At 60.3% G+C, this 12543-nt stretch carries 10 protein-coding genes and 5 pseudogenes; 11 read left to right on the top strand and 4 right to left on the bottom strand.

Annotation, left to right across the window (positions count from 1 at the left end; all coding sequences use genetic code 11):
• The first annotated feature begins 403 nt into the window (after positions 1–403).
• The 4 genes and pseudogenes from NKI39_RS11590 to NKI39_RS11570 all read left to right on the top strand — a co-directional run.
• Positions 404–706, top strand: coding sequence for a BrnT family toxin (locus tag NKI39_RS11590; protein ID WP_352474884.1), 303 nt, complete (start codon positions 404–406; stop codon positions 704–706).
• On the top strand, positions 690–962 hold the full coding sequence (locus NKI39_RS11585; RefSeq protein ID WP_352474883.1) for a BrnA antitoxin family protein: 273 nt from the start codon (positions 690–692) through the stop codon (positions 960–962). Before NKI39_RS11590 ends, NKI39_RS11585 begins: the two co-directional genes overlap by 17 nt.
• A 237-nt stretch (positions 963–1199) precedes the next feature.
• Positions 1200–2760 (top strand): annotated as a pseudogene (locus tag NKI39_RS11580) (MFS transporter).
• 139 nt (positions 2761–2899) lie between these two features.
• Positions 2900–3351, top strand: a pseudogene (locus tag NKI39_RS11570) (GyrI-like domain-containing protein); the annotation flags it as partial.
• A 12-nt stretch (positions 3352–3363) separates the two neighbouring features.
• Here the strand turns inward: NKI39_RS11570 and NKI39_RS11565 are convergent.
• Positions 3364–3531 (bottom strand): annotated as a pseudogene (locus tag NKI39_RS11565) (MarR family transcriptional regulator); the annotation flags it as partial.
• 290 nt (positions 3532–3821) lie between these two features.
• Here NKI39_RS11565 and NKI39_RS11560 point away from each other — a divergent pair.
• Positions 3822–4603: pseudogene (locus NKI39_RS11560) on the top strand (DUF2130 domain-containing protein); the annotation flags it as partial.
• A 125-nt stretch (positions 4604–4728) separates the two neighbouring features.
• Positions 4729–4932, top strand: coding sequence for a CsbD family protein (locus tag NKI39_RS11555; RefSeq protein WP_352478587.1), 204 nt, complete (start codon positions 4729–4731; stop codon positions 4930–4932).
• A 96-nt stretch (positions 4933–5028) separates the two neighbouring features.
• On the opposite strand, the pseudogene NKI39_RS11550 reads toward NKI39_RS11555, so the two are convergent.
• Together NKI39_RS11550 and NKI39_RS11540 are read right to left on the bottom strand one after the other, a co-directional pair.
• Positions 5029–5301, bottom strand: a pseudogene (locus NKI39_RS11550) (hypothetical protein); the annotation flags it as partial.
• Between the two features lie 762 nt (positions 5302–6063).
• Positions 6064–7197, bottom strand: coding sequence for a coiled-coil domain-containing protein (locus NKI39_RS11540; RefSeq protein WP_352831881.1), 1134 nt, complete (start codon positions 7195–7197; stop codon positions 6064–6066).
• Positions 7198–7693: 496 nt separating this feature from the next.
• On the opposite strand from NKI39_RS11540, the gene NKI39_RS11535 reads away from it, so the two are divergent.
• Positions 7694–7912, top strand: coding sequence for a KTSC domain-containing protein (locus tag NKI39_RS11535; RefSeq protein WP_352618872.1), 219 nt, complete (start codon positions 7694–7696; stop codon positions 7910–7912).
• 799 nt (positions 7913–8711) lie between these two features.
• Positions 8712–8933 carry a hypothetical protein gene (locus NKI39_RS11530; protein WP_352618870.1) on the top strand — a complete coding sequence of 74 codons (222 nt, stop codon included), beginning with the start codon at positions 8712–8714 and terminating at the stop codon, positions 8931–8933.
• A 35-nt stretch (positions 8934–8968) separates the two neighbouring features.
• Here NKI39_RS11530 and NKI39_RS11525 read toward each other — a convergent pair whose 3' ends face one another.
• Positions 8969–9151, bottom strand: coding sequence for a hypothetical protein (locus NKI39_RS11525; RefSeq protein WP_352772297.1), 183 nt, complete (start codon positions 9149–9151; stop codon positions 8969–8971).
• Between the two features lie 269 nt (positions 9152–9420).
• On the opposite strand from NKI39_RS11525, the gene NKI39_RS11520 reads away from it, so the two are divergent.
• The 3 genes from NKI39_RS11520 (at position 9421) to NKI39_RS11510 (ending at position 11847) form a co-directional block, all read left to right on the top strand.
• The gene (locus tag NKI39_RS11520; protein WP_352831880.1) at positions 9421–9714 is read left to right on the top strand and encodes a hypothetical protein; all 294 of its coding nucleotides are present in this window, start codon (positions 9421–9423) and stop codon (positions 9712–9714) included.
• Positions 9715–10528: 814 nt separating this feature from the next.
• Positions 10529–10951 carry a hypothetical protein gene (locus NKI39_RS11515; protein ID WP_352831878.1) on the top strand — a complete coding sequence of 141 codons (423 nt, stop codon included), beginning with the start codon at positions 10529–10531 and terminating at the stop codon, positions 10949–10951.
• Between the two features lie 152 nt (positions 10952–11103).
• Positions 11104–11847: a glucoamylase family protein gene (locus NKI39_RS11510; protein ID WP_352772304.1), complete on the top strand. Its 744-nt coding sequence runs from the start codon at positions 11104–11106 to the stop codon at positions 11845–11847.
• The last annotated feature ends 696 nt before the right edge of the window (positions 11848–12543 follow it).

Here is a 12543-nt window from a genome sequence, read left to right as displayed (position 1 = left end):
TGGAACGGCGCGCCTTGTCGGGATTGTCCTTGAGCGAGCGCGGATCAACGAATTTCAGTTCCATTGGAATGCTCCTGGAGGGTTGCGGACGCGGCCTTTTCACCGGTCCTTTCTCGTCTTCTTTCCGAAGACATCACCCGGCCCGCGGAGCGGGCGGGCCGGTGCAACTGCCTGGTGAGCTTCCCTGCCCGGCAGGCCAAGCGGGGCTTTCAGCCCTGCGCCGGACGACGCGGCCGGGATTGCGAGGCTGGCGGTTGAGCGTCAGCGCCACCGGTCCGACCGATCAGCGAGCGGGTTTTCCTTGCCCCCCATTTTCCTCTCCCCACGCTGTCCAAATCTGCTGGGCGGAGCGCTCACGCCTGACGGAGCTTGAAATCCGTGTATATTATGGCAATATACACTGATGATCGAATGGGAACGGATTGCCGGCTTCGACTGGGATGCGGGCAACGCCCGCAAGAGCATCGACAAGCACGACGTCAGCCAGGCCGAGGCGGAACAGGTGTTCTTCAACGAGCCGTTGCTGACCGTTCCCGACGCAAAGCACAGCGCCATCGAGCAACGAATTCATGCTCTGGGGCGCACCGATGATGGAAGGCTGCTGCACATCACCTTCACGCTTCGGGACAAGGACACCAAGATCCGGGTGATTTCCGCCCGGGATATGAGCCGCAAGGAGCGAGGCTACTATGACCAAGACAGCTAAGCCGGTTCCGACCTTTGCATCGGAGGCCGAGGAGCGCGCCTTCTGGGAGTCCAACGACTCCAGTGAGCATGTCGATTGGAGCAAGGCAGAGCGGGTCCGCCTGCCCAACCTCAAGCCGTCGTCGACCTCGATCTCGTTGCGGCTGCCCAATAGCCTGCTCGAACGGATCAAGGTCGCGGCGAACAAGCGCGACGTGCCCTATCAGTCCCTTATCAAGACCTGGCTGTCCGAGAAGATTGACGCCTCTCGAGGCTAAGGAGGAAAGCCGCTCAAGCAGGCGAAAATCCTCTCCGACTGCCGGGCGGCTCTGCAACTCGAGGCGGGACTGAAGGAGATCATTTTCGCTACAACCGCGGACGACGATACCCATGCGACCGATGCGGCAGTCGCCGTCGAGAAAGCCCTCCAGGAAGAGAGGCACGACCTGATGCGTTCGCGGGCCGGCCCGCGCCGGCGCTCTCCTAAACTAAGCTCGGATCGCGAGGGGACGTAGATGCTCACTCAGCAAGATGCCCAGAACGCGAGCGTCAAGGCGACCCATCGCGAGTGGGTTGGTCTCGCGGTGCTCGCCTTGCCCTGCGTCCTCTACGCGATGGACCTCACGGTGCTGAACCTGGCGATCCCGTCACTCACGACGGATCTGAAACCGACGGCGGCGAAACTTCTGTGGATCGTTGACATCTACGGATTTCTCGCTGCCGGCGCGCTTCTGATCATGGGAGCTCTGGGCGACCGTATCGGCCGCCGAAGGCTCCTGCTGATCGGATCGGCCGCCTTCGCCGTCGTGTCTCTCCTGGCGGCGTTCTCGAAGAGCGCAGCGATGCTGATCGTGGCGCGCGGCCTCCTCGGAATCGCTGGTGCAACCATGGCGCCATCGACGCTCTCGCTCATCGGCAACATGTTTCAGAACGAGCGTGAGAAGACGTTCGCCGTGAGCGTTTGGGTGTCGAGCTTCTCCTTCGGCGGGGCGATCGGGCCCGTCGTGGGCGGCATGCTCATCGCTCGCTTCTGGTGGGGCGCGGTCTTCCTGGCTCCTGTCCCGATCATGGCGCTGTTGCTGATCCTTGGCCCAAGGCTGCTGCCCGAGCATCGCAGCAAGAAGGCGGGGCGCATCGATATCGTTAGTGCGATTTTGACTTTGGCGACCGTGCTGCCAATCATCTTCGCCATCAAGCACATCGCGGAGGGAGGTGACGCTCAGCTTGGGGGGCTCGCCGCCGCCGTCGGCCTAATCTGCGGGGGCGTGTTCGTGCGCCGCCAACTGAAGCTGGAAGTCCCGTTGCTCGACCTGCGCCTCTTCAGGCTACCGGCGCTATCAGTGGCGTTGAGCGTCAATGCACTCGATTTCCTGGTGGGTTTCGGGATTCTGGTGGTGGTAGCGCAGTATCTCCAGCTCGTGCTGGGGCTCTCGCCGGTCGATGCCGGGCTGTGGGGCGTTCCTGCGGGACTCGGCTTCGTGGTGGGGTCTCTTCTGACCTCGGCTCTCCTGAGGGTGCTCCGGCCAGCGTATGCGTTGGGCAGCGGCCTGATGTTGGGCGCCGTCGGTCTCGCGTTGATGGCCTATGCGATCGGGGTGCACAGCCTGATCTTGATCACCCTCGGGAACACGCTGTTCGCCGTGGGTTCCGCGCCGGGGACCACGGTGGTCGCCGATCTCGTCGTGAGCTCCGCTCCAAAAGATCAGTCAGGTTCGGCGTCGGCGCTATCAGAGACTTGCTCGGAGTTCGGTGGCGCGCTTGGCATTGCCTTGCTGGGCAGTCTGGTGACGTTTCATCTATCGGCAGATGCTTGCCGTGGCGCTGCCTGCGGGCGTGCCCGCTCCCGCCGCTGAGACCGCTTTGCGTGGTATCGGTGCTGCGAGGGCGGCCGCGCAGACCTGGAACGATGGGGCCGCGTTGCTGGAAGCGGCTAAGCACGCCTACACGAGCGCCGCCGGCATCGCCCTCCTGGCGAGCGCGGCCATTACTGTCCTGACGGCCATCCTGGCGGTGACAATGTTCAAATCCCGAGCTTCCATCGAAGGCGGTGTCGCCGTAGACGTTGAGCCGCCCTGACAGGTATTGAACGACATGGTTCCGCAATCGATCAGTTCCGCACTTCCAGGTTCTCAAATTAAGGGCCAATCCTGACCGAAACGACTGCATTCTTACGGTTAACTGCCAAGCGATACCTGATGGACCAACCCCTTCTTGCCAACCACCCCGCTTCGAGACCAGCCGGCCGTTCCTGATTGCCGGTCTTAGCGAGCGCTACAGCTGCGAAACCAGTGCCGCCATTCCGATGCAATGGCAGCGCTTCGGCCCCTATATCGGCAACATCCGGGGCGAGACCGGCGACGTCGCCTACGGCGTCTGTGTGAATGGGACGATGCCGGCAATTTCGACTACATCGCCGGTGTCGAAGTGAGCGACTTTTCCGACCTCCCCAGGGAGCTCAGCCGGGTGCGCATACCGGCCCAGAAATATGCTGTGTTTTCGCATCGAGAGCACATCTCGACCATTCGCCGGACCGTCAACACGATCTGGAACAAATGGCTGCCGGCCTCCGGGCACGAGATAGCGGACGCGCCCGAATTCGAGCGCTATGGTCCGGAGTTCGATCCGCGCAGCGGCAATGGCGGGCTGGAAATCTGGATTCCGGTCAGGCTTGATCAGCGACAGGTCAAGATCCCGGTTCTGGCCAACCAGAGCCTTGCCGAAAGAATGGTGAGGCTCTTCCTCGATCAGTTTGAAGCAGGCCGCCTGGCAGATGGGCCGGGCGGCAGTTAGAATGTCGTTGGTCCACAAGGTCAGCGTCTTATAGCGCTTCGAGCGGGCAAAGCCGATGCTGGCTGTGAAGCCCCACAGTGTAATGGTGTATCATCGAACCTGAGGCGTCCGATGAGGATGCCCTGTGGCAAGTGTTCTTCACGCCAGAGCCCGGACCACGCTGCGTCTTCGAGGAGATCAGGGTCGAGTCTGAAGGGATCGACGGCCTCCTGGCTGTTCCAGATGGTGCGCTCGGGATCGTGATCCTGGCTCACGGCAGCGACAGCGGGCGTTTCAGCCCGCGCAACAATGTTGCGGCGGCTTAGAGGCAGGCAGGTTTGGCGACGCTTCTGCTCGACCGGCTGAAAAAGCTTGAGCGTGCCGGAATCGCGGGCGAGGAAGCCCGCAAGGCAAAATTGCTGCTTTCGGTAGATTTGGAGGACAAGGATAAGAAGCTTGCCGAGCTGGAGGCGGCGTTGAAGGCGCGCGACGAAAAGCTCACCGAGGCCCAGCAGCAACAGGCGGAATTCCTGAAAAAGCAGCGTGCGCTCGACGACGAAAAGCGCGAGATGGCGCTGACCATCGAAAGGAAGATCCGGGAAGGACTGGACGCCGTTCGCGTCAAGGCGAGGTCGGAAGCCGAAGACGGCCTTAAGATGAAGGTTGCGGAAAAAGAAGAACAGATCGCCGGCATGCAGCGTCAGATTGAGGAGCTGAAGCGCCGTGCGGAACAGGGTTCCCAGCAGCTCCAGGGCGAGGTGCCGGAGCTCGAGCTGGAAGCCCTCATTGCCAGCCGGTTCCCGATGGACGTCATTGAACCGGTTGCCACGGGTGAGTTCGGCGGAGATGTCCTGCACCGCGTGGTCGGACCGGCCGGCCAGCCATGCGGCGCCATTTTGTGGGAATCGAAACGCACCAAGAACTGGAGCCAGGGTTGGCTGGGGAAGCTCAGGGCGGATCAGCGGGCCGCAAAGGCCATATTGCGTTGATGATCTCGGAAGCTCTGCCTGCCGGTGTGGAAACCTTCGATCTTCTGGACGGGGTCTATGTCGCCCATCCCAAATGCGCGATGCCGATCGCAATCATGCTGCGACAATCACTCATCGAGCTGGCGAACTCCCGCCTCGCCCAGGACGGCCAAGCCACCAAAAATGGAGCAGGTCTAATTGGCGCCGTCACCTTCCCAACTGGAAACGTGAACATCAGAGGTCTTCGTCCCGGAACTCCCAGGCCGGACGACCGTTTCGCCTTATGTAAAACAATGGAGGATATGTCATGGACTGGAATCGGGTCGAAGGAAACTGGAAGCAGGTCAAGGGTAAGATCAAGGAACAGTGGGGCAAACTTACCGATGATGATCTTGATCGCATCGCTGGCAATCGCGATCAGCTCGAAGGCAAGATCCAGGAACGATATGGTATCGAAAAGGACCGTGTTCGGCAGGATATTGACGACTGGTATGACCGGCAAGTCTGGTAGGATCGCATTAGGCAGCCATTTACAAGAAGAGGCGCTGCTTACTTAACGGCGCTCATTGGTGGGCTGGCAGTCGCAAAGCCATAGCCAGCCTGTGCGGTCTGACCCACTGTTGCGCGTAAGCGCAGACGGACCGGCGCCTGGCCATCTTTTGCCGAGCGCGCCGCCACCGCCCGCCGCACCGTAGGACCGTCACTTCTCGAGCGCGGCGTAAGTGGCGCACGGTACCTCCGCAATACGTCTCGGAGGCGCCGAAGGCGAGGTCGCCCGAAATTCCGCAAACCGATATGGGACGAGGGCGACCATGAAGGTTAGCGTGCCCTCACCTCCGCCATCGCCGAAGAAGGCCGCCTTGTAGATGGAAAAGCGGATCGTGCCGCTGTCGGTGTGCTTGGCGCTATATTATTGCAGTGACCCTGCCCGACGCATCGAGACGACAACTGACTTGCGCCTGCCGGACTTCGATGCCGCCTTTTCTTGCATAGTCTATTCGCACCTCGATCGGCGCCGTGAGTGCACCCCGACGTTGATCCAAGGCGCCTGCGCTTGCCGCGTGGACACGGACGGCCCCAAGCGGCATCGCAGCGGCCATGATCGCCGCGCGGCAGGCTCGCACGATCAGAATCGGCGTACCGGGTTTCGCTGTCAGTAGTCCCAAAGATACAAAGGGATATCCCTTGGAGGAGTCACGGTCACCGGCTTTGGAAGGCCTGAGGACGGGTGGCAGGACGATGGATTGCTCAGCCGTCTTGGCAGAAGCAGGGGCCGTCGCTGCAGTCGAACTGTCGGGTGCGGTTGCCGCTTCGTTTTCGGCGGACGGATCGTCGCCCACACTAGTACTTGTGCTTGTGTCGCCAACGTTGCCGCTGGCACCAACGCCTGCGTCGACTGGTCCGTCATCTGCACCGACCGAAGCTCCAACATTTGCTCCGCCTACGCCGTCGACGCTCGTGCCCGCCCCCACAGATACGCCGTGCGAACCGGCGCTCACTCCAGCACCGACCCCGACACCGCCCGCCCTACCGCCCACGCCTGCTTCAAGAGCTGAGGCAGGCCCAACTGTGATCCCGATCGTCAAAGCGGCTGCGACATATGTCTTCATTCTCGTCTCTCCTGCGGCATACATTTCGCTCACTAGTTTTCACTGGCGCGGCTCGAGCTTTTTGATGGCCGTGTTGGAAGCAATGCTGCGGGAAGAGGTATGGTTGCCAGCAGAACGGTTTGCGGCGGCTTTTGGACCTTCACTTTCTGTTTTTCCAAGCCCGGTTTACGGGCTGGTTGGGCGCCCGAACGCGATAACCTACTTGCAAGTGCACTCGCGGGGGTACGTCTTTTTGGCGCGCGCTCCACAGCCGCAGTGTGACGCTTACCCTTGGCAATATCAATTGCCTCACGCGCGGCACTGAGGCTGCGGGCTAGACCGATAGCCCTTTCACGCTCTTGGTCGAGCGCCGCACTCAATTCTACCGAGTTCTGCTTTAAAGCATCGCGTTCCTGGCGAACAATATCGAGGTCACGTACAGCTGAATCTGCTCGTTCGAGTCCCAGCTCGAGTGTTTCTCGAGCCTGCTTTAGAGCGGCCTCGGCCACCTGTCGCTCCCTTATGGCGTTGGCCTGCTCGACGGCCGCCAGATTTGCGCCTGTCTTGAGAGCATCGATAGTTTGGCGAGCCGTGGCAAGTTCTTGCTCCAAGAGCTCGACCTTGTGCCGCTCGTCATCAAGCGTTCGCTTCGCAGCAAGCTGGGAGGCGTCCTTAGAGGGGAGTGCTCCAGGCGCGGCAGCCTCTTCGCTGTTCCAGAGACTGGCTTCGGCCCTGTAGCTTTCGATAACGCGCTGCGCCGTCTCCAGATCGAGCCCGAGCGCTTCCTCTGTTCGCTGCTGCTCTTTTAGGGCTTGCGCTTGCTCAGCCACCGTGTCTGCCAGCACGTGTGCTTGGGCGCTAAGATCACGTACGCCGCGCTGCATAACGTCTAGCTCCGCTCGTGCTGCGGCCAATTCGCGGCGCAAAGCCACTTCATGCTCGCCGAGCGGCGTTTGCGCGCCCTTGTTGAGTGCCTGTGTTTCGCTGAGCACCATCTCACTAGATTTACGGGATCCGAGCGTGCTCGGTTGTTGCTTGCCAGGTTCTTTGCCGACGTCGGTGTGTTCGGAGACCACGACCGACGAGCTGTCGTTAGCCGTGGCAACCGCTGGCGCTTCGGGCACGAACTGAGCATTTGCCGGAGATGTCAACAGCAGAACGAGGCATAGCGGGATGAGGGATGGCATGGCGTTACACCCCCTGCCGCGTATCTCGTGAAGTAAAATCAAGGGCTGTCGTTTAATAAAGGCGAAGTCACAGCGGAGACATTTTGACGTGGTGCCCTGCACACGATTCATCACTGAACCTCGCCGATCGCGGCGCTCACCGCTATTGCACTCTCCACTTACTGCATGCAGCAGCGCCGGGGTGCCGCACCAAAAAGATCAATGCCAGTGAAGCACCCTCGGCAAGGCCAAAGCACGGAATAACGCGCGAAGGCTGTCCCCTGTTTCCTAAGTTGTCATCGTTCGAACGAACGGGACTTTCGTTCATTTACTCTGGAACTTGTCTGAAACTCCGGAAGGCTGCCCTGCTCATGCTGCATGCTCCCCTGTCTGGTCACTCCAGACCCTCCAAGGCCCAGCCGCGGCGCTCGCATTCGACCGAGTGTCGTTCCTCACCGCGCCTAGGAACGCGACGGCCTCTCCGCTCGTTGATTGCTTTTCGAATCGAACCGCCGTCATGCCGTCCACCTCGATACGCAAAACGGAATACGATCCTGACAGAAGAACCCTCTCTGTGTGGTTCGTCGCCAGCCGTAAACGGTACGAGTTTGAGGGGGTACCGCCGGAAACCTTTGCCGCGTTCCGGGCCGCGTTCGCCAAGGGCCGCTATTTCAACGACCACATCCGCAACAATTTCCGCTATCGTCTGGTTGCGAGCGATAGCGACCCCGGATGACTTGACCTCTCCGTGTCACCGGCGGTTGGTAGACGCTTTGCCGCTGTTGCGCTTAGGGTCGCTTACGGTCGACGCTCACTTGGCAAAGCCCCCCCTCGCATCCCCGCGCCTGGTGGAAAGCGCTTGATCGGTCCCGCCGTCCTGGCAGTGCGGCGGGACTTTTTTGCGGTCCAGGTGAAGCACCGGGCACGAGAAGCTTCGGTGCCCAGCAAATCCTTCCCCTCGTACGATATCGCAAGATCGGCCGAATCCGATCCGGTGCTATCGTGCGCTCCCTTGTGCTATGGGTGTAGGCGAGGACGGTCATGGCGACCACTCTCCTTACCTCTTTCTCCCCACCGCCAAGACAATTCTCGTTCAACTGTCCGAATCAGGAATTGCACCCAGGCTCACCGAACAAGAAGTTGGCGCGCTTCTCATGCTGTCTTAGGCGATATAGCCACCCGGAGTGCTGCGAAACTTGCACAATGGCATCGGCTCACGACGAACAATTCCGCGTGGAGACACCCCAGGGCTCCGCAAGCGTAGCACCACTGCATCCGTCGAATGCAAGGTTTCTCAATAGCGGATGAAAGGTCCGCGTTCGTCGGAATCATGCGCGCGAATGTACTCTCGGGCGGGATACGGTTCCGCCTCGACTGACAGGGAGCGCATTGGTCATTCGGCCCATCTCGCCTTTTGTCGCGGCGGCAAAGACGGCCGGGGCGTTTTGGCAGCGCTCATCACTGATAGAGTAACGGCGGCACCCCGTTTCGCCCGATATCAGGGAACGATATCGCCCCCCATGCATTAGAAACTGATGGACACTATGGAACCCCACGGGATAGCGGCAGATATTTTGACATCGGAAGTTGCCAATGCCAGGCGGCGCATCCACCGGACCGAGCTCGCGCTTCAACGCACTGAAGAAATGCTGGCCGAGAATCTCGCGCTGCGCAGCAGGATACGAACTGCGGTCGAGGCCGCAGACCGCTTGTTGAAGATCGATCGTCCCAGCTTTGAAGGGCGTCGCCCAGGTTGAACTAGGCCGGCGCTTCATTCGTCGCGCCCCACCTGCTACCGGCGCCACCACTCGCGCTCGAGCACGGCGGCAATCATGTCCACAGACGGCGAGCGCGGCTCATCGTGGGCGGACTGGTGCTCGGCCAGGAACCGATCGTCCATGCGGCCGATGGCTTCAGCGACGTGGGCCAGCGATTGGTCGATCCAGACCGCGGCGGAACGATCGGTCGCCGTCATGCCGACGGCTCGGTGTCGGGGTGCTCGGGGCGGCGGTGGGTATTGGTACATCATGTGTTTGTGCTGTCGTCAACGCATTCGGGTCCGCATTTGGCATTATCGGGTGCTCTCTTCACCGCAATGGGGTGATCTCGTCCCCGCATGGCCTCTTCGGTGCGGACCGATTTCGGGAAGGGAGATTGAGGTGCGACCGGCCGGAATCAGGCGCAAAGCGGGCGCCAGCTTAATCCCTCCATATACCTCATCAGCTGTTCAGCATCGCAGCATTGGTGAGCTACGCGGGCACGCTCGCGCTGGCGCCTGCAGAAGACTTGCCTTTGGGTGATCACCTGTCATCCCTCATGACCAGGGAGGAAGCAGAACAGGGTGTTCGCTACTTTTGCACAAAATGGGCTGAAGAGCGCGGGGATCTTGATCAGCCAGAGAATCCGAGATGTTCCGATTTCTTTTCTTGGCTTGAGCAGAAGTCGCCGGGCCACTTGAAATTCCGAAGCAGTACTTCGGTGCGGGGCGACGTCGAGCGATGGTTCATCGACGAATTCAAGCAAGGTTGGCGCCACTAGCAAGCGATTTCCGGAGAAGCCAGTGCCGTGCTTCGGGCCACCTTCCGCGATCACGCCATACCCATCTCACTTGCCTCCTGCGGCGGGAGACCCCAATCCCGCCTTCGGTCTTCCAAGACCTTCGTGCCTCCCACCGGCAATGGCCGGACTCACCGTACGCCTTCTGCGATCGAGCGTCCGCAACGGGTCGCAAATGTTGCCATTCGTCTCATCGAGGGGAACGAGCAAGTAGCGCTATGGGCGGACGCGTAGCTTCGAGGTCTTGAACGTCTCGAAATGTCACGGAAGTAGACCGTCCGCAGTCAGGTCGAAACTATCAGGCGAGGACACGGCCGATAGCTATGAAGCCGCCTTGCTGGAAGCGCCCTCCCCTTCACATGACGCTCGCCGCGTGGGAGGCGATTATTGTTCTATCCCGGGCCGGACCAGCTGGATTGCCCGTACAGCGCCCCCAAAGAGCGCTGTAGTATAGGCGAAGGCTGGCGCGAGAAGATTGCGCCGAGGATCTCGCTGAAAACGGCTTTCGGCCGGCGGCCGAACCTTCCGTTTTTTCGCCGTCACGACCCCTTGACCCGCACGCCTGTAGCCGGTGGGCGGGCTGCGCTCTCCCCCTCTGGCCGAGCAAATGCCGGGGCATTTACTCGACCAGAAGGGCGAGGCTTCGCCCCAACGGGAGAATGTGAATCAGCGCCGAAGGTTGACCCTTGGCCATTGCTGTGTAACCCCTAGATTGCAGCCGATTCATCCTATGGCAGCATTTGACCTGACATCGCACAATGTCCGGCGGTCTGTATGCCAATCAGCAACCAGCTCGATGATCCCCAGCACACTCCAAGCACCCGACCTCCCGGCAAACGTTCACAAAGTCGACGAGGACGCGCTGCTGGACATTGTGCAACGGCAAGCGGCCCGGTACTTCTGGGAAGGCGCACATCCCGTCAGCGGCCTTGCCCGAGATCGACAGAAGACCACCGGTGCTCCGGCCAACGATCTCGTGGCGATCGGTGGTTCTGGTTTCGGTATGTTGGCCATCATCGTTGCGGTTGAACGCGGATGGATCGATCGCACGGCAGCATTAAGCCGATTGCAGGGAATGCTGGATTTCCTGGAAGCTCGCAGCGCTATCACGGCGTGTTCCCGCATTTCATCAATGGCCGCACTGGTGCGACAATTCCGTTCCGACGCAAGGACGACGGCGCTGATCTGGTCGAAACCACTTTCCTGTTTCAAGGTCTGATTTGCGCCCGTGAATATTTCGCCGGGATGGCAACCGAGGAAGCGCGCCTTCGCGAGTGTGTAAACGCGCTGTTGTCATAGGCCGAATGGAACTGGTTCACACGTGGGGCTCGGCAACTTATGTGCCACTGGAGCCCGAACCACGGCTGGGCGATGGACAGCCCGATCAGGGGTTGGAACGAATGCCTGCTCACTTTCGTGCTGGCGGCGGGATCAGCGCGCCACCCGATCGATCCGGGGATCTATCATGAAGGCTTTGCGGGTGGACCCGACTTTCGAAACGGGCGCGACCATTACGGGATCGTCCTGCCGTTGGGAATGAATTCTGGTGGTCCGCTTTTCTTTTCGCACTATTCCTTCTGCGGGCTCGATCCGCGAAGCCTAAGCGACCGATACGCCGACTACTGGCAACAGAACCTCCGTCATACGCAGATCAATTATTGGCATTGCGTCCGCAATCCCCATAACCATTTGGGATACGGCCCTGATTGCTGGGGTCTGACCGCGAGCCATGGGCCGCGAGGGTACGTCGCGAGTGCACCTGACAGAGACTTTGGCGTGATCACTCCGTCCGCTGCCCTGTCGAGTTTCCCTTATGCTCCGGCGGAAGCGATGTGCGCGCTACGTGGTTTCCTGACCAAGCCGCGAAACCGCATATGGGGCCGCTTTGGCTTTGTCGACGCGTTTTGCGAATATCGCAACTGGTACTCCCGAACCTATCTGGCGATCAATCAGGGGCCGATCATCGCGATGATCGAGAACCATCGTACAGGGCTGCTGTGGAAGCTGTTCATGGGCACGCCGGAGGTGCGCAGGGGCTTGGCGAGGCTGGGCTTCACCAGCCAGCGTCTGGACAACATCAACGTATGCACAGGTCGAGAGCTGCCGCGGACATAGTCCATGGGGTGGATTCTTCCCTGAGTGATCGTCTGGCAGGTCCACTCGGTTCGCGATGCGCTTCCCCGCCGCGTCGTAGTTGCGGCGCGGAGTGAGAAATGTCAGGGAATAGTCGCGAGAAAGTCTAAGCGTTGAACCTAAACGCTACCATGTATTCCAAAATGCCATAGCATAGATAGCAGTACCGATAAACAACACAGTCGACATTCTCATGAATAGCTGAAATGAAAAATAATCTTTCATCGCGGCCTCCTTTGTTTTCTTGATTTTTTGTGGCCAACAGATCACCATATCACAAAACGCATGCGCTTTGGTAATTTATTTCCAGAGTTTATAGCGCAGGTCTAGATCAAGCAGCCGACCGTTCGCAGCCGCAAATCGAAGTCGGTTTCGTTAGATCGCCCGGTTTGATTGCCTCTCGATTCGACGATACTCGCTCGCCCTTCAACTTTGAGCTGATCGCACCGCAAAGAGCTCGTCTGCGCGTGCCAGGCGTCCATGGCAGGGCGCGTGGTGACACCGGAGGGCACCCCCTATCCGGATCGACCGCGATCTTCTCACCCGGATGGTCGAATCCCGCGGCTGGGCCGGACGACATCGGGCGTTAGCTGCTTCTGTTCATAGTCTACATCCGCGACAATCGCGCTCGCTCGAGGCTGCTGCTGTGATCTATCGTCCCCACTAAGCGGCGCGGGC

The organism is Mesorhizobium sp. M0664 (assembly GCF_040320565.1).
GTDB lineage: Bacteria > Pseudomonadota > Alphaproteobacteria > Rhizobiales > Rhizobiaceae > Mesorhizobium.
The sequence above is the reverse complement of the archived record's forward strand: the minus strand, read 5'-3'. Positions and strand labels throughout refer to the sequence as shown.

Excerpts from the sequence above, each read along its gene's own strand:
- NKI39_RS11530 (WP_352618870.1), top strand. The coding sequence starts at position 8,712 with ATGGACACTATGGAACCCCACGGGATAGCGGCAGATATTTTGACATCG.
- NKI39_RS11555 (WP_352478587.1), top strand. The coding sequence starts at position 4,729 with ATGGACTGGAATCGGGTCGAAGGAAACTGGAAGCAGGTCAAGGGTAAG.
- NKI39_RS11510 (WP_352772304.1), top strand. The coding sequence starts at position 11,104 with ATGGACAGCCCGATCAGGGGTTGGAACGAATGCCTGCTCACTTTCGTG.
- NKI39_RS11540 (WP_352831881.1), bottom strand. The coding sequence starts at position 7,197 with ATGCCATCCCTCATCCCGCTATGCCTCGTTCTGCTGTTGACATCTCCG.
- NKI39_RS11535 (WP_352618872.1), top strand. The coding sequence starts at position 7,694 with ATGCCGTCCACCTCGATACGCAAAACGGAATACGATCCTGACAGAAGA.
- NKI39_RS11515 (WP_352831878.1), top strand. The coding sequence starts at position 10,529 with ATGATCCCCAGCACACTCCAAGCACCCGACCTCCCGGCAAACGTTCAC.
- NKI39_RS11585 (WP_352474883.1), top strand. The coding sequence starts at position 690 with ATGACCAAGACAGCTAAGCCGGTTCCGACCTTTGCATCGGAGGCCGAG.
- NKI39_RS11525 (WP_352772297.1), bottom strand. The coding sequence starts at position 9,151 with ATGACGGCGACCGATCGTTCCGCCGCGGTCTGGATCGACCAATCGCTG.
- NKI39_RS11590 (WP_352474884.1), top strand. The coding sequence starts at position 404 with ATGATCGAATGGGAACGGATTGCCGGCTTCGACTGGGATGCGGGCAAC.